This is a genomic window from Clostridium sartagoforme (assembly GCF_039521405.1).
GTDB classification, from domain to species: Bacteria; Bacillota; Clostridia; order Clostridiales; family Clostridiaceae; genus Clostridium; species Clostridium sartagoforme.
In genome coordinates, this window is the sequence record NZ_BAAACH010000020.1 from 1 (window position 1) to 17,800 (window position 17,800).

Annotated in this window: 15 protein-coding genes; 10 read left to right on the forward strand and 5 right to left on the reverse strand. The window is 28.6% G+C overall.

The annotated features are described in order from the left end of the window. The 5 genes from ABDZ60_RS09840 to ABDZ60_RS09860 all read right to left on the reverse strand — a co-directional run. The coding region (locus ABDZ60_RS09840; protein ID WP_343777850.1) for a hypothetical protein at window positions 1-1,197 on the reverse strand (1,197 nt) is incomplete at its 3' end. Window positions 1,198-2,139: 942 nt separating this feature from the next. Further along, entirely contained in the window at window positions 2,140-3,018 is an 879-nt protein-coding gene (sdaAA, locus tag ABDZ60_RS09845; RefSeq protein WP_343777852.1) for an L-serine ammonia-lyase, iron-sulfur-dependent, subunit alpha, read from the reverse strand. A gap of 1 nt (window position 3,019) precedes the next feature. Further along, window positions 3,020-3,700, reverse strand: a complete 681-nt coding sequence (gene sdaAB / locus ABDZ60_RS09850; protein ID WP_016205944.1) for an L-serine ammonia-lyase, iron-sulfur-dependent subunit beta — start codon at window positions 3,698-3,700, stop codon at window positions 3,020-3,022. A 303-nt stretch (window positions 3,701-4,003) separates the two neighbouring features. Beyond that, window positions 4,004-4,639: a hypothetical protein gene (locus ABDZ60_RS09855; RefSeq protein WP_016205945.1), complete on the reverse strand. Its 636-nt coding sequence runs from the start codon at window positions 4,637-4,639 to the stop codon at window positions 4,004-4,006. Window positions 4,640-4,754: 115 nt separating this feature from the next. Further along, window positions 4,755-6,410 (reverse strand): nucleoside kinase, encoded by a 1,656-nt coding sequence (locus ABDZ60_RS09860; protein ID WP_343777855.1) that lies wholly within the window; start codon window positions 6,408-6,410, stop codon window positions 4,755-4,757. A gap of 171 nt (window positions 6,411-6,581) precedes the next feature. Between ABDZ60_RS09860 and ABDZ60_RS09865 the strand changes: the two genes are divergently transcribed. The 10 genes from ABDZ60_RS09865 to ABDZ60_RS09910 all read left to right on the forward strand — a co-directional run bounded on the left by ABDZ60_RS09865 (window position 6,582) and on the right by ABDZ60_RS09910 (window position 17,764). Beyond that, window positions 6,582-7,277, forward strand: coding sequence for a DUF421 domain-containing protein (locus ABDZ60_RS09865; RefSeq protein ID WP_343777857.1), 696 nt, complete (start codon window positions 6,582-6,584; stop codon window positions 7,275-7,277). After that, on the forward strand, window positions 7,277-7,657 hold the full coding sequence (locus ABDZ60_RS09870; protein WP_343777859.1) for a DUF4363 family protein: 381 nt from the start codon (window positions 7,277-7,279) through the stop codon (window positions 7,655-7,657). The genes ABDZ60_RS09865 and ABDZ60_RS09870 overlap by 1 nt, the downstream gene beginning before the upstream one ends. Before the next feature lie 307 nt (window positions 7,658-7,964). Further along, entirely contained in the window at window positions 7,965-9,188 is a 1,224-nt protein-coding gene (locus ABDZ60_RS09875) for an argininosuccinate synthase (RefSeq protein WP_343777861.1), read from the forward strand. Window position 9,189: 1 nt separating this feature from the next. Then, a complete protein-coding gene (gene argH / locus ABDZ60_RS09880) occupies window positions 9,190-10,590 on the forward strand; it encodes an argininosuccinate lyase (protein WP_343777863.1) in 1,401 nt (466 codons plus the stop codon). Continuing rightward, the gene (argC, locus tag ABDZ60_RS09885) at window positions 10,578-11,612 is read left to right on the forward strand and encodes an N-acetyl-gamma-glutamyl-phosphate reductase (RefSeq protein ID WP_016205951.1); all 1,035 of its coding nucleotides are present in this window, start codon (window positions 10,578-10,580) and stop codon (window positions 11,610-11,612) included. Before argH ends, argC begins: the two co-directional genes overlap by 13 nt. A gap of 103 nt (window positions 11,613-11,715) precedes the next feature. Then, a complete protein-coding gene (argJ, locus tag ABDZ60_RS09890; protein WP_343777866.1) occupies window positions 11,716-12,936 on the forward strand; it encodes a bifunctional glutamate N-acetyltransferase/amino-acid acetyltransferase ArgJ in 1,221 nt (406 codons plus the stop codon). A gap of 13 nt (window positions 12,937-12,949) precedes the next feature. Next, the gene (gene argB / locus ABDZ60_RS09895) at window positions 12,950-13,807 is read left to right on the forward strand and encodes an acetylglutamate kinase (RefSeq protein ID WP_343777908.1); all 858 of its coding nucleotides are present in this window, start codon (window positions 12,950-12,952) and stop codon (window positions 13,805-13,807) included. An 11-nt stretch (window positions 13,808-13,818) separates the two neighbouring features. Then, entirely contained in the window at window positions 13,819-14,976 is a 1,158-nt protein-coding gene (locus ABDZ60_RS09900) for an aspartate aminotransferase family protein (protein ID WP_343777868.1), read from the forward strand. A gap of 462 nt (window positions 14,977-15,438) precedes the next feature. Then, on the forward strand, window positions 15,439-16,359 hold the full coding sequence (gene argF / locus ABDZ60_RS09905; protein WP_343777870.1) for an ornithine carbamoyltransferase: 921 nt from the start codon (window positions 15,439-15,441) through the stop codon (window positions 16,357-16,359). A gap of 223 nt (window positions 16,360-16,582) precedes the next feature. After that, a complete protein-coding gene (locus ABDZ60_RS09910) occupies window positions 16,583-17,764 on the forward strand; it encodes a 3D domain-containing protein (protein WP_425544853.1) in 1,182 nt (393 codons plus the stop codon). The last annotated feature ends 36 nt before the right edge of the window (window positions 17,765-17,800 follow it).

The following is a 17,800-nucleotide window of genomic DNA, read 5'->3' on the forward strand; positions in this document are numbered from 1 at the left end:
AACTTTTGATAATCTATTAGAAAAATCATATAAATATCTTGTAGATATACCAGTGGTATTATCTTTTTGTAGTGCTAAGTTTCCATTTGCATCATAATCATAAGTATATCTATTTTCTGTATCTCCATTAAACTTTTTGCCTATAATCCTATCTAATTTATCATACTGGTAAGTTACACTATGTCCATTTCCATAGGTACTTGAATCTAGGTTTCCTGTTAATAAATTATAGTTATTTGTTATAAGCTTTTGAGTTCCAACTAGTACTTCACTGTTATTTCCAGCCTTATCATAATTAAATTTATAATTAAATCCATTATGATTTATGGTTTTTATTCTATCATTTTCATAGGTATAACCATTTTCGCTTTTTACTTTTAAATAGTTTCCCTTACCTTTTTGATATATTTCATTAACTTTTTCATCACCAATATAATTATTACTGTAGATTAACTGCTTTACTTCTCCAGATAATGACGATGTTCCATCAGCAGAGCCTATATGTGTTTTTGCTCCTGAAAAATTTATATAATCTCCTGTTGTTACAGTATATTTTTTATCATTAAGATTAATAGTTAAATTTATTGATTCATTAGTGCCGCTCCAGCCTAAATTTAGCATATAATCTTTGTTAACTTCTATTGTTTCATCTAATGTTTTTACAACCTTCCAAGTGCTAGCTTTATTTCTTAATGCTATGTCGATTTTATTTTGTGCATTTATATATGCTGTTAGTATTCCATTATCAATGCTTTTACTATATAAAATATATCTTAGTTTATCTTTTTCCTTAGTATTAAACCATAAGTTTATATTACCTTGATTATTTCTTATTCCTAGATTATATGCAAGTTCTCTTGAATCAACAATGTAGTTTGCTATATTATTCCCATTTTCTATAACTTTACTTTTATCTATTATAGCCTTACTTCCATTTAATCCAGCTGAATTGCCTTCTAACGGAAATACTTCAGTTGTATTTTCTATAAATCCGCTTTTAGAATTCTTAACTAATGTTAATTCATCTTTAATTATACTGTCGTTAGTAACCTTATCTGAATATTTAAATTCACTTATTTCTGATTTTGAGTTATTACTACCATCAGTAACTGCCCCTATGGAAGTATTTGCCCCTGTAAAATCCTTAAAATTATTAGCTATAGCTTCTATCTTAGTATCATTTAAATTTAATATCACCTTTAAGCCATCTTTTGTATTTTGCCATCTTAATGCCATAAAATTATTAGTATTAAATTTAACTGTTTCAGTTGTACTTATAATTTCATTCCACGCATCATCACTTTTTCTTGTTGCAACCTTTAATTTATTGTCACTTCCTATATATACACATAATAGTTCATTATTTTTACCATTATTGAATATTAAATATCTTGTATAAGTTTCTTTAGTAGGTTTAAACCTTAAACTCTGAGTACCTGAGTTTTTATTTAATCCTAAATTATAAATTAAGTTATCAGTAGAATTAGCACTATATACATTTGTATTGTCTGATGATTTTACTATTGATTTAGTTTCTTTTATAGGTCTAGTCCCTTTATCTCCAATTAGTTGTCCATTTACTAAGAAATTATCAAAATCTCTTATTTTGATAATTTACAAATATTCCTGATTTTCACTATAAAATTTATATATATTAAACATTTCATAGATATAATACTGTACTAGCCCTATTACAAATAGAAAAACCCATAGAATAGACTTTTTTATCGTGTCTACTCTATAGGTTAGATTTTAATTTAAATAAAATTCATTGCTAGAAAAACCAACTCAAATTGATTTAAATTGCGAAGCAATTTATAAATGAAAGAATGAAAAAATTAAAAAATGAAAGAATTAAGGTGCTTTGCTGTGCAAAACTTAAACTATGTGCGAGGCATTGAATACTTAGTAAAGTTGGGTGTAACGATAACTGAACTTAGTATGAAAGCCCATCTAACGAAGCTTGCCTGAAGTAGATGTACATATCTTTTTTAAAATCCCTTAAGGATTTTCCCCATAACTTAACTTTTTCATCCTTAATTTTAAGTTTATAACTTGTTACCTGTTACCTTATCCAAAAAACTGTGAACTGTGAATTGTGCACTGTGAACTAAAAGAGATTGCTTCACAATCCCTTTACTATTCTCCATAAACCTTTTTCCTTAGCGCTAGTCCTGCCTTAGTTACTGCAACTCCACCAAGAGCTGTTTCTCTTAATTCAGCTGGTAAGCTTCTTCCTACCTTATACATTGCTGATACAGTGTCATCAAAAGGTATTTTTGATTCTACCCCTGCCATAACTAAGTCAACTGTACATAATGCACTTATAGCTCCTGAAGCATTTCTTTTAGCACATGGAATCTCAACTAATCCTGCAACTGGATCACAAACTAATCCTAGTATATTTTTAAAAACTATAGCTCCTGCATCTAAGGACATTTTAGGTGTTCCACCCATCATTTCTACAACAGCTGATGCTGCCATTGCTGAGGCTGATCCACACTCTGCTTGGCATCCACCTTCTGCTCCTGCAAATGTAGCGTTTCTTCCTATAATCATTCCAACAGCTGCTGCTGCAAATAATGCTTTCATTAGTTCTTCATCATTTTTATTAAGTTTTTCTCCTGCTGTCAATATTACTGCAGGCAAAATTCCACATGATCCTGCTGTAGGGCAAGCAACTATTTTTCCCATAGATGCATTAACTTCTGAGGATGAAAGTGCCATGGACATTGCTAAAACCATAGTGTCTCCTGTTAAGGAATTTCCTGATTTTAAGTATTGCTGCATTTTATATGCATCTCCACCTATTAAACCACTAACTGAAAATATTTCTTTTTCTCTTGCTTCTGATGCTGCATCTTTCATGACATCTAATGTTTTTTTCATCTTCAAAAATACTTCTTCTCTTGATAAATCATTATCTTCCATTTCTCTTATTATTGCATACTCACTTAATGAAATTGACTGCTCTTCACATATATGTATAAGTTCTTCTCCTGATTTTGCTATGTCCAAACTACTCACCTTCCTCCACTTTATTTATAAGTATTACTTGTTCTATTCCTTCAACAGATTTAATTTCTTCAATTAAATCCTTTGAAATTTTACTATCTACTTCAAAGGTCATAGTAGCATTTTTTCCTTTTTGACTTCTTCCTAAATTTAAAAAGGCTATATTAACTTTATGACTATATAAAATATTAGTTACTTTTGCTACAGTTCCAGGTATATCTTTATGTGAAGTTATTATAGTAGCATATGCTCCAGTAAATTTAACTTTATTTCCATTTATTTCGACTATCTCGATATTTCCTCCACCTACTGAACTTCCTATAACATCGCAACTTTTTCCATTTTGACACTTCATCAAAAATCTAACAGTATTAGGATGATAATCACCTAAATCTTCATCCCTAAATGTTATTTTTATTCCCTTTTCTTTTGCAATTTCAAGAGAATCCCTAAGCCTTTTATCTGATGGATCCATTTCCATTATTCCTGCAACTAATGCTCTATCTGTACCATGGCCTTTATAGGTTTTGCCAAAAGATCCATGTAATAAAAAAGTAACTTCTACAATTTCATCCCCTGCAATTGCACGTGCAACTTTACCTAATCTTGCTGCCCCTGCTGTATGTGAAGAAGAGGGTCCTACCATTATAGGTCCCAATATATCAAAAACACCCATGCTACTCATTGTTACCTCCATTTTCCAGTTGAAAGCTAATAATTAATAATCATATCAGCACCATCCACTGGCTTCATCTTTTTTTATTGTCAGAAATATTATATATATGTTTCAATTAATAATCTACATATTTAAGACAATATAATGCTAATAGTTAGTATATTTACTTCAGTTTGTATTTCATAATTTACAGTCTTATCTAGTTGATAATTAATAACTATTCACTGTGCCTTGTAATCTGTTCACGGTGAACTAATTAAAACTATTGTTTATAAAATACGCTTCCTCCAATGAATTCACGTAAGATACGGTTTAATTGAAAAGCTTAACTAAACTTACGCTATATATTTTTATTAAATATGGACTTTCTTTAAAATAAATATCGTATTTTTTCTTATTCTTTATAAATTGAATATCTGTTACATAAGTACTTTGTTTTCTTACTTTAATTTCATCTATTTCACGTTTTTTATACTTTACTATATTATTTTTTCTTATAACTTCAAGTTCATTTGTATCAATATTATAAATGATATTATTCCTATTAGAAATTCTATAAAAATAAGCTATTATAAATAAAATAAAAACCATAACTAGTAACATTATTTCTAATCTAAGTTTCATGATGTTTATTATTGTGTACGGTATCCACCAGATAAAAAATGATAAGCCTTGATTTGTAATTTTACTATAATTAAATAATATGCTTTCCTTATTTAATTCTTTTCTTAACTCATCAAGTTTACTTCTTTCACTCCATAAAATCGAATTTATACTAATAGAGTAAACTCTACCACTATAAGTTAGTATCCCTAAAACACTTTCATCATAAAATATACTTCTAATATCACTCTTTTTTATAATATACTTCTTAAATAACTTTTTATAAATAACATTGCTATCATTTACCTCTAAAATTATTTTCCCATAATCACTTTTTAATACCATAAAAACCCCCAAGTTTATTTCAGTTCACAGTTTACAGTTCACAATTCACAGTTTTCTCTAATTGTTAATTAATAACTGTGCACTGTATCTTGTGAACTGTGACCTAATCTAAATATTAGTATTTATAAAACACGCTTCCTCCAATGAATTCTCGTAGGATACTGTTTGTTGGAACACAGTCTTTATCTATTTCTTTAAAGAATCCTAAGAAAGATTTTAATCTGCTTGCTTCTAAATACACTGAACTATCTTCACTAATTTTGTCTAACTCTTCTAAGGCATATTTCTTTAATACGCATAATTCATAAACTAAGGTAGAATTGAACATTACATCTGCTTCTTCTTGAAAAACGAAAATATTTTTTTCCTCACCTCTTCTAATAGATGGCCACATCTTTAATGTATCTTCTCCGCCATATCCCCTTGATAAGTAATCTCTAACTATTCTTCTTACTCTTCTTATATCGGTAGTTGCAATTCTATTATGATTATCAAGATTTAATTGTGTTAATGCTGATATATATATTTTAAATTTCTGCTTATCTGAAATAGCTGATGTTAAAATAGGATTTAATCCATGAATTCCTTCTATTAAAAGAACTCCATTACTTGGAAGAATAAGTTTATGACCTATCCATTCTCTTTCCCCTCTTCTAAAATTATAACTTGGAATTTCTACTTCTTCGCCTTTTAACAAACTGCATAAATGTTTATTAAATAAATCTAAATCTAATGAATATACACTTTCAAAATCATATTCTCCATTTTCATCTTTTGGAGTATGATCTCTATCTACAAAGTAATCATCTAAAGATATAGGGATTGGTACGTGTCCATTTACTCTAAGCTGTATTGATAATCTATTAGCAAAACTTGTTTTGCCAGAAGAACTTGGTCCTGCTATTAATACAACTTTTGTTTCTTTTCTTTCATTTATCATATCTGCTATTTGAGCAATTTTCTTTTCATGAAGAGCTTCTGAAACCATAACCAAATCTCTAAATTCTTTATTTTCTACTTTATCATTTAATGAACCAACTTCTCCAACATCTAAAATATTAAGCCATCTTTCTGTTTCTATAAATATTTGAGATAACTTTCTATTTTCTTTAAAATCTGCTACAACATTTAAATCACTTTTTTTAGGATATCTTAGCACAAATCCTGGTTCATAATACATTAAGTCAAAAGCTTTTATAATTCCTGTTGAATATGCCATTTGCCCATAAAAATAATCATATCTTCCATCTAATTCATATAACTTAACATTTTCAAAATTCACATGATTTAACAATGAAACCTTATCTTCCATGCCATATCCTGTAAATATTTCAATAGCTTTTTCTCTTTTAACTTTTATCCTTTTTATTGGAATATCTTCATCTATAAGCTCCTTCATACGAACCTTTATCTTATCTATATCTTCCTTATTTAATACTTCTTCCTTATGAAGCTCACCAAATACACCGTCTCCAATGCTATGCTCAATTGTTATAATTGAATTATCATAAAGATCTAATGTAGCTTTTATAAAAATAAATTGAAGAGTTCTAGTATAAATTTTGTATCCTATTGGACTATCAAATTCTATTAATTCTATTTTTCCATCTCTATATATTTCGCGAAATAATTCATAATAATCTTTATCTAATCTGCATAATGCTATTTTAGTTGAATCAATATTTAAAAAGTTTTCTATAAATTCCTTATAAGTAGTTCCTTTGTTAACCAAATGCTCTTTGTTTTTATAAATTATTTTAAAAGTATTCATTCCTCGTCCTCCTTGAAATAAACTTTGTCAATATTTTCTAAACATCTTTATTTAATATTATATACTGTATATGAAAAAAATCTATAAAATTTCCTACTATATTAATCTTTATTAATATAAGAATAAACTTGTTAATTTATACGAATACTATGTTTTATGAGGTGATTTTACATGTTTATTGTACTAATAAGAACCATTTTTCTTTATGCCTTAGTAATACTTGTGATTAGATTAATGGGAAAGAGACAAATAGGTGAATTACAACCTTATGAATTTGTAATTACTATAATGATTTCAGACTTAGCTGCTTTACCTATGCAAGATACAAGATTACCTTTAATATTAGGAATTATACCTATTATTACTTTACTATTTATAAAAACAGTGTTATCTATAATTCAATTAAAAAGCCAAAAAGCTAGAAAAATTTTAGAAGGTGAACCTTGTATATTAATTACTAGAGGTAAAATAAATTTTGAAACATTAAGAAAACAACAAATTAATTTAGATGAACTCATGGAAGAAATAAGACTTGCTGGATATTTTGATTTAAGTGAAATAGAATTTGGAATATTAGAAAACAATGGTCAAATGTCATTTTTAACTTCTGATAAATCTAGAAAAGATTCTTCTAATAATAATTCTAATAATAAAACTAAAGAAGTTAAACCTCAATTACCTGTCATCTACATACTGGATGGTAAAATAAATAAAAACGCTTTAACTTCCTGTAATAAAACTGATGATTGGGTTAAAAGTGAGTTGAAAAAATACAATATAAATTCAATTAAAAATGTTTTAATTGCAATGACAGATACAAATGGTAAATTTGTTTATCAATTACATAATAATAAGGAGGTAAAATAATGAAAAACAGTGTTATTTCTGTACTCCTTTTTATAGTATTAGTTTTTTCATTACTATTTCTTAATAATGAATTTGTATCTCTTTGTGATGATATAATCATGAAATGCGAAGAAATTGAAGTTTTATTAGATGATAAAAATGAATTACTAGCATATGAAACTTCAGTTGAGTTATTAGAATTTATAAAAGAAAGAGATTCAATTCCTGCTATATACTTAAATCATGCAGATTATGATTTTCTTATGAATGAATCTTTAAAGCTCTCCCTTTATATAGAGGGAGAGGATAAAGCTGAATCCTTAGCAACTCTCCATGTACTAAGATATAATGCTGAACATCTAAAAAACTTACAAAAACCTGATATTAAAAACTTATTTTAAACTTTAATATAATTAACTTATTTAACATAATTTCAATTAAACTATAGCAAAGCTAAGAATAAAGTTGCTATAGTTTTTTATTTATATTCACTAATACTTATAAAAATTCATTAAAGTATATAAAAATCCTTCATTTTTAAATTTTTATACATAAATATTGAATAAATATGAAATTATTTATTGCATAATTATACCTTAAGTCGTATAATTATAAACATAGCTTTTATTGGATTAAAAAGCAATTATTAAATGCACTTAACTTTTTTGGTAATAAAAAAGTTATAAATATATAAGGGGGCTTAATTATATGAAAAAATTTAACAAAGTTGTACTAGCTTATTCTGGAGGACTTGATACCTCAATAATCATCTCTTGGCTTAAAGAAAATTATGGCTGCGAAGTTATTGCTGTTGTTGGAAATGTTGGACAAAAAGATGAATTAGTAGGTTTAGAAGAAAAAGCGATTAAAACTGGAGCTTCAAAATGTTATATCGAAGATTTAACTTCTGAATTTGTTAATGATTATATTTTTCCAACTATTCAAGCTAATGCAATATATGAAGGAAAGTATCTTTTAGGGACTTCTTTTGCAAGACCTATTATAGGAAAAAGATTAGTTGAAATTGCACTTGCTGAAGGTGCAGATGCAATTTGCCATGGTTGTACTGGTAAAGGAAATGATCAAGTTAGATTTGAGCTTGCTGTCAAAGCCTTTGCACCAGATATGGATATTATAGCTCCTTGGAGAATTTGGGATATTAAATCAAGAGAAGAAGAAATAGAATATGCTTTAGATAGAAAGATTCCTATTTCAATAAGTTATGAAACTAATTATAGCAAGGATAAGAACTTATGGCATTTAAGTCATGAAGGTTTAGATTTAGAAGATCCAAATAACGAACCTAAATACGATAAAATCTTAGAATTATCTAATACTTTAGAAAATGCTCCAGATAAAGCAACTTATATTACATTAAAATTTGAAAAAGGTATTCCAGTTGCACTAAATGGTGAAGAAGTAGATGGTGTTACATTAATAGAAAAACTTAATAAAATTGGTGGAGAAAATGCCATTGGAATAATTGATATGGTTGAAAATAGATTAGTTGGTATGAAATCAAGAGGTGTTTATGAAACTCCAGGTGGAACTATCCTATATAGAGCTCATAAAGATCTTGAAGAAATTTGTCTTGATAAAGAAACTTCTCATTATAAAGAGTTAGTTGCTTTAAAATTTGCAGAATTAGTTTACAACGGTCAATGGTTTACTCCACTTAGAGAGGCACTTTCATCCTTTGTAAGTAAGACTCAAGAAACTGTAACTGGTGAAGTAAAACTTAAATTATACAAGGGAAATATAGTTAATGCTGGAATGACATCTCCTTATTCATTATATAGTGAAGAATATGCAACATTTGGAGAAGATGCTGTATATGATCAAAAAGATTCTGCTGGTTTTATAAATTTATTTGGTCTACCTATAACTGTTAAAGCAAAAATGAATGAAGCTTTAAAAAAGGCTGGTAAGTAAAATGAAGCTTTGGGGTGGACGTTTTGAAAAAGGAGTTAATTCATTAGTTAATGACTTTAACTCTTCAATTAGAACAGATTCAAGAATGTATAAAGAAGATATTCTTGGTAGCTTAGCCCATGTAAAAATGTTAGGAAGACAAAATATTATATCTGATAAAGATAGTATAAAAATAGCAGAAGGTTTAGAAACAATTTTAAAAAGATTAGAAAATGGAGTTATAAAAATTAATGAAGCATCTGAAGATATTCATAGCTTTATAGAGGAAACTTTAACTTATTATATAGGTGAAGAAGGTAAAAAACTTCACACTGGAAGAAGTAGAAATGATCAGGTCACTTTAGACACTAAGCTATATCTAAAAAAATATCTTATAGATATTGTAAATGATATTATCTCTCTTCAAGAAACACTTTATAAAAAGGCAAAAGAAAATATTGATACTATAATGCCTGGCTATACCCATATGCAAAAAGCACAACCAATTACATTTGCTCATCATCTTCTTGCCTATTCTGAAATGTTTAAAAGAGATTTAAGCAGGCTGATTGATTGCTATAAAAGATTGGATGAAATGCCCTTAGGAAGTGGAGCTCTTGCAACTTCAACCTATAATATAGATAGGCTTTCAGTAGCAAAGGATTTAGGCTTTGCTTCTATTACATTAAACAGTTTAGATTCTGTTTCTGATAGAGATTATGCCATAGAATCATTATCAAACATGTCCTTGATAATGATGCATTTATCAAGATTCTCTGAAGAAATTATCATTTGGGCTACTAATGAATTTAATTTTATAGAGTTATCTGATGAATATAGTACAGGAAGTAGCATTATGCCTCAAAAGAAAAATCCTGATGTTGCTGAACTAGTAAGAGGTAAAACAGGAAGAGTTTATGGAGACTTAATAACTCTTCTTACTGTTATGAAGGGACTTCCACTAGCTTATAACAAAGATATGCAAGAAGATAAAGAAGCATTATTTGATGCTTTAGATACAGTAACTATATCTCTTAGGACTTTTAATGGAATGTTAGACACATTAAAAATTAACAAAGAAACTATGAAAAAAGGCGCTTCTATGGGATTTACAAATGCTACAGATGTTGCTGATTATTTAGTGAAAAATAATGTACCCTTTAGAACTGCTCATGAAATAGTTGGTGAAATAGTTCTTTATTGTATAAAAGAAAATATTGCAATTGATGATCTTTCATTAGATAAGCTTAAGGAGTTTTCTCTTGTTTTTAAAGAAGACATATATGAAGCAATTAGCTTAACAACTTGTGTTGAAGAAAGAAAAGTATTAGGTGGACCTAGCTCCTCTTCAGTTAAAATACAGCTAGATTTACTTTTAAAATCAATAGAAAGTACTAAGGAGGCATTACAATGCTTAAAGTAGGAATAATTGGTGCAACTGGATATGTAGGCGCTGAATTAATTAGACTTTTACTAAATCATTCTAAAGTTACTATTGAAGCTATAAGTTCAATTTCTTATGAAGGTGAAGAAATTTCTTCTATATATAAAAACTTTTATGGAGTTACAAACTTAATATGTGAAAATCAAGAAGAAGTTATAGAAAAATGTGATGTAATATTTGCTGCTTTGCCTCATGGGCTTAGTGAAGAAATTGCAGAACTTGTTAATAAAAACAATAAAATCCTTATAGATCTTGGAGCTGATTTTAGATTAAACAATGAATATGAGTATGAAAGATGGTATGGAAAAAAGTTTTTATATAAGAATCTTCACAAAAGTAGCATTTATGCCCTTCCAGAGCATAATAGAGAAAAAATTAAAGAACATAAAATAATTGCTAATCCTGGATGCTATCCAACATCAATAGAGCTTGGGTTAATGCCATTATTAAAAAATTCATTAATTAAACTAGATAATATAATCTGTGATTCAAAATCTGGAGCTACTGGAGCAGGTAGAGGACTTACTTTAAAATCACACTATGCTGAATTAAACGAAAACTTTTCTCCATATGGAATAGGAAGTCATAGACATATCCCAGAAATAGAACAATGTCTTTCAGATATAGCTGAGGAAGAAGTAAAAATAACTTTTACTCCTCACCTACTTCCAATAAATAGAGGTATTTTATCAACAATTTATTGTACTCCAAATAAAGAAGTTAATATTAAAGAAATTCATAAATTATACTGTGACTTTTATAAAAATGAATCCTTTATAAATGTTCTTGAACTTGGAGATATAGCTTCTATTAAAGATGTTAAATATACTAACAATTGTAATATATCACTACACTTAAACCATAGAGGTGATGGCTTAATAATAGTAAGTACTATAGACAATATGATAAAAGGCGCTGCAGGACAAGCAATTCAAAATATGAATATTATTTTAGGATTAAAAGAAACAGAAGGACTTAAATTAGTTGCAACATGCAACTAATTTAGTTCACAATTCACAGTGCACAGTTATTTTTTTAGTTGATTCTTTACAACTGTGAACTGTGAATTGTGAACTGCCAACTAAATAAAAAGGGGGTTTTCAATTGCAATTAATAAATAATAAAGGTATTACTGCTCCTCAAGGTTTCCTTGCATCTGGAATCCATTGTGGGCTTAAAAAAAATAATTTGAAGTTAGATTTAGCCCTTATATACTCAAATGTTCCAGCTACCGCTGCTGGTATTTATACTAAAAATAAAGTTAAAGGGGCTCCTATATATATAACTAAAGATCATCTATCAAATAAAAAGGCTCAAGCCATCATAATAAATAGTGGAAATGCTAATACCTGTAATGGTGAGGATGGATTAGCTAAAGCTAAAAAAATGACTGAACTTCAAGCTAAAGCTCTTAAATTAAAAGCTAATGATGTTTTAGTGGCATCTACAGGGGTAATAGGCATCCCTCTTAATATAGATGCTATAAAAAATGGCATACCCTTACTTACTGAAAGATTATCTAAGGATGGCTATGAAGATGCTGCAACTGCAATAATGACAACAGACACATACAAAAAGCAGCTAGCTTTTGAATTTACTATTGATGATAAAAAAATAACTATAGGTGCAATGGCAAAAGGTTCTGGAATGATAGAACCAAACATGGGTACAATGCTTTCATTTATAACTACTGATTTGAATATTTCCGGGGAAATGCTTCAAGAAGCTTTAAAAGAAAGTACTAAAATTAGCTATAACAGGGTAAGCGTTGATGGAGATACTAGCACAAATGACATGGTATTAGTAATGGCTAACGGATTAGCTAATAATAAAAAAATTCAAGAGAAGGATTCTAATTACTATTTATTTTTAAAGGTTTTAAATACTCTTAATATAGCTTTAGCAAAAATGATAGCTAAAGATGGTGAAGGTGCTAGTAAACTAATTGAATGTATAGTTTATAATGCTAAATCAGTTAAAGATGCTGAAATATTGTCTAAAAGCGTTATTAATTCACCATTAGTAAAAACAGCTATCTTCGGAAGTGACGCTAATTGGGGCAGAATTTTATGTGCTCTTGGATATTCTGGTATAAATATAAATCCTAATAAAGTAGATTTATCATTTAAAAGTTCAGTAGGAACAATAGATATTTGCAAATGTGGTATGGGATTACCTTTTGATGAGGTAAAAGCAAAGGAAATATTATTAAATGATGAAATAACTATTTGTGTAAATATTAACTCTGGTCAATATTCTTCCACAGCTTGGGGCTGTGATTTAAGTTATGACTATGTAAAAATCAATGGCGATTATAGAAGCTAAGAAAGGTGTGTATATTTTGAACTACATTGAACATGCAAAAGTATTAACACAAGCACTACCATATATTCAATCTTTATCTGGAAAAATAGTTGTAATAAAATACGGTGGAAATGCAATGACAAGTGATGAGCTTAGAAAAAGTGTAGCAACTGATATTGTTTTACTTCAATGTGTTGGTATAAAACCAGTTATAGTTCATGGTGGAGGTCCACATATTTCAGAATTTTTAAATAAAATAGGAAAAGAAAGTAAGTTTATTGATGGACTTAGATATACAGACAATGAAACTGTAGAAATTGTAAAAATGATTTTAGGTGGGAAAGTTAATAAAGACTTAGTTAGCTTAATAGAAAGCACAGGGGGAAAAGCACTTGGCCTTTGTGGTATGGATGGATCATTTATTAAAGCTAAAAAAATAGAAAAATCTGTTGATCTTGGATATGTTGGAGAAATAACTAGTATAGACATAAATATTATAAATACAGCTATTGAATCTGGCTATATTCCTGTAATTGGATCAATTGCAATAGGTGAAGATTGTACTCAAGTATATAATATAAATGCTGATATTTGTGCTTCAAAAATATCCTCGGCACTAAAAGCTGAGAAATTAGTTTTATTAACAAACGTTCCTGGATTAATGATAGATCCAAGTGATGAATCTACATTAATATCATCCTTAAAACCACATGAAGTGAAAAAACTACAAATGGATGGAATAATTAAAAATGGAATGATTCCTAAAATAGATTGCTGTGTAGAAGCTGTAAGAATGGGAGTGAAAAAGGCACATATAATAGATGGCACACTTCCCCACTCAATACTATTAGAACTTCTTTCAAAAGAAGGTATAGGAACAATGATATATTAGGAGGTTTTTATATGTCAACTGATTTATCTTTAATGTCTACTTACTCATATCTACCTGTAAATTTAATTAAAGGAAATGGATGTTTTCTTTATGATGATAAAAACAATGAATATTTAGATTTTACAAGTGGAATTGGTGTAAATAGTCTTGGTTATTGTAATTCAAAATGGGTTGAAGCCATTAGTAATGCTGCTTCTACTCTACAACATATATCAAATATATTTTTAAATAAAACAACTTTAAATCTGGCTGATAAAATAACTAGTCTATCTGATATGAGTAAGGTATTCTTTTGCAATTCTGGAGCTGAAGCAAATGAAGGTGCTATTAAATTAGCTAGAAAATATAGCTTTGATAAGTATGGAAATAAAAGAAATAAAATATTAACATTAAAACAGTCCTTTCATGGAAGAACATTAGCAACCTTAACTGCTACTGGACAAGATAAATTTCATAACTACTTCTTCCCTTTTGTTGAAGGTTTTGACTACTTTAGTGCAAATGATATAGAAGATTTTAAAGAAAAGCTTTCTAATGATGTTTGTGCAGTTATTATGGAATCAATTCAAGGTGAAGGTGGAGTTTATCCCCTTGACTATGAATTTGTAAATGAAGTTTATAAAATATGCAACAAACAGGACATTCTTATGATTTTTGATGAAGTTCAATGTGGAATAGGACGAACTGGAAAGCTATTTGGATATGAACATTACAATATCAAGCCTGATATTGTAACTATAGCTAAAGGACTTGGAGCTGGATTACCTATTGGAGGATTTTTATGTAATGAAAATTTGTCAAATGTTTTCGAAGCTGGTGATCATGGTACAACCTTTGGTGGAAATCCAGTAGCTTGTGCTGGTGCATTAGTAGTTTTGAACAATATATGTACTCAAGAGAAATTAAATGAAATCACCGAAAATGGTGAATATCTTATGAATTCACTAAAGAATATAAATTCTAATTTAATTAAAGATATAAGGGGCAAAGGACTGATGATAGGAATAGAAACAGAAATACCATCATCAGAAATACAACAAAAAGCCTTAGAAAAAGGGCTTCTACTACTAACTGCTGGTAAAAACGTAGTTAGACTACTTCCACCTCTTGTAATAACAAAAGATGAAATTAAGAAAGCAGTGGAAATACTAAAATCAATTTTTATTTAATTCACAACTATAAAAAATTCAGAATATAAAGGCTACGATAAATAGACATGTTTCATAAGCTAAATAGCTACGCAAAGAAGTACTAGGCTCGGAGAACTACTATGCCAAGAGTTTTGGTTAAACTCGCTGCGCTCAGACAAACCAACAACACTAAGGCATAGTAGTTCTTCCTTCACCAAGTACTTCTAGTTTCTCACTATATGCTTATTTCACATATTCTATTTACCTTCGCCAACTTATATTAAGAATTTAAATTAATAATTAATTACGTTATTGATAAAAAATAATTGATGAGGAAAATTTAAAACTTAGTTAAGTGTAGCATATTCCCTGTTCTCTGTTACTTTATTCCAAAAACTGAAAACTGTAAATTGTGCACTGTGAACTGTGAACTGAAAAATGCTTCGCATTTTATATCAATTGTTAATCGTTAATTGTTAATTAAAAAAAGGGGGGCTTTTAATGAATAAAGACTTATTAAAAATGGAGGATTTATCTAAAGATGAAATTCTTGATATTTTAAATCTTGGGGATCAATTAAAATATGAATTAAAGCATAATATTAAACATCATCATCTTAAAGGAAAAACACTTGGAATGATTTTTGAGAAATCTTCGACTAGAACTAGAGTTTCTTTTGAAGTTGGTATGTATCAACTTGGAGGTTACCCATTATTTTTAAGTTCAAATGATTTACAAATTGGACGTGGGGAACCTATCCAAGATACAGCTAGGGTATTATCTAGGTATTTAAATGGAATAATGATAAGAACATTCTCTCAAAATGAAGTAGAAAGTTTAGCTGAATGTTCAAATATTCCTATAATAAATGGGCTTACAGATGACGAACACCCTTGTCAAGTTTTAGCTGATTTAATGACTATACGAGAAAAGAAAAATATTTTAGATGGATTAAAAGTTGCTTATATAGGAGATGGAAATAATATGGCTCAATCTCTTATTATTGGCTGCTTGACTGTTGGAATGAATATTTCGTTAGCAATACCTGATGACTATATGGTAACAGATTATTATATAAATAAAGGTAATGAGATCGCTAAAAATAATGATTTAACTTTTAAAATAGTTAATAACCCGAGAGAAGTTGTTCTAGATGCAGATGTAGTAATTACTGATGTTTGGGCAAGTATGGGAAAAGAAAAAGAGGTTAATGAAAGAATGATGGCTTTTAAAGGATATCAAGTTAATTCTGAACTTATGACTCTTGCCAAGAATGATGCTATTGTACTACATTGTTTACCTGCTCATAGAGAAGAAGAAATAACCGAAGAAATCCTTGAAAAGCATTCAAATACGATTTTTGAAGAAGCTGAAAATAGACTTCATGTTCAAAAAGCAATATTAGTTAAACTTATGAAATAAAACCCATTGCAAATGAAAGAATGAAAAAGTGAAAGAGTGAAATAGTTGAGAAAAAAATCCTTAACTTTTCACTCTTTCACTATTCGCTAATAAATTGCTTTGTGACTTTTCTATTACAAACTTGCCAATCTTTGATATTTATTGTAGGATATAAAATATCAAAGAATATTATATGATGGATTCCATATAATTGAATGTAGCCTTTGCTTGATTTTAATTGGAGGTGTATATTTTGGCAAAAAGAACTTTATTATCTGCAAGCATGGTATTATTGTTACTTTTAAATAATACTAATATAGCATTTGCAGAACCTAATTCTTCGGAAACACAAGTTATCCAAGATAATAAAGTTAAATATGAACAATTAGATGAGGATGTTTTAAAGCTAGACACTGAAATAGCTAAATTAAATATTGAAATAGAAGCTCTTAATTCTAAGCTAGATGAAAATAACTCTGAAATCCAAGATACTGAAAATGAAATAACAACTATCAACCATAAAATTGAGGAAGCAAAGCTAGAAATTGAGGACAAGCAAAAAAATATTGATGGACGTGTTCGTTCCATGTATAAAAGTAATATGGCTACAGATATGATTGTTTATTTAATAACTTCTGAAAATATATTTGATATGTTTGATAGAGTTCAAACTATGAGTAAAATAATTTCAGTAGATAAAGAAATGATTTTAGAAGTAAATGAGAAAAGAGAATCTCTTGATAAAGATGCAAATGAAATCCAAAAAAAACAAGATAATTTGCTTCAATTAAAAAAATCTATTGAAACTAATTTAAATGAAGTAAATAATAAAAAAGAAAATCAACAAAAGCTTTTAGATGAATTAAATTCAAGAAAAGATGAGATTATGGCTATAATTGAAGCAAATGAGGAAAATTTAGTTTCTTATCCATTGTCAATTATAAACTCAGATTCCTCATCAATTTCAGAAATTCAAAATGCTATTAATACACTACAATATATGTTACCTCAACTTAACAGTGATTATGTCATAGATTTAGTAAATGCTGCTATTGATTCTGGTAATTATATAATTTCTTTAAGCGAAAGTGATCAGGCAACTTCCAATTCAGTGGGAAATTCCAGTGAATATTTATCCACATATTCTATGATTGCAACAGCTTATACCGGACATGGACTTACTATAATGGGCCTTAAGCCTGTCCGCGATCCTAATGGATTAAGTACAGTTGCTGTTGATCCAAGCGTTATTCCTTTAGGTTCTAAAGTTTATGTTGAAGGTTATGGCTATGCTATTGCTTCTGATACAGGTGGAGCAATTAAAGGAAATAAAATAGATGTTTATATGAATTCCAATGAAGAATGCTTTGCCTTTGGTCGAAGAACTGTTACAGTCAATGTTATTGCATATCCTGGACAATGGTAAACATCTAAAACTTAATATACAGATATTAAAAGCTAA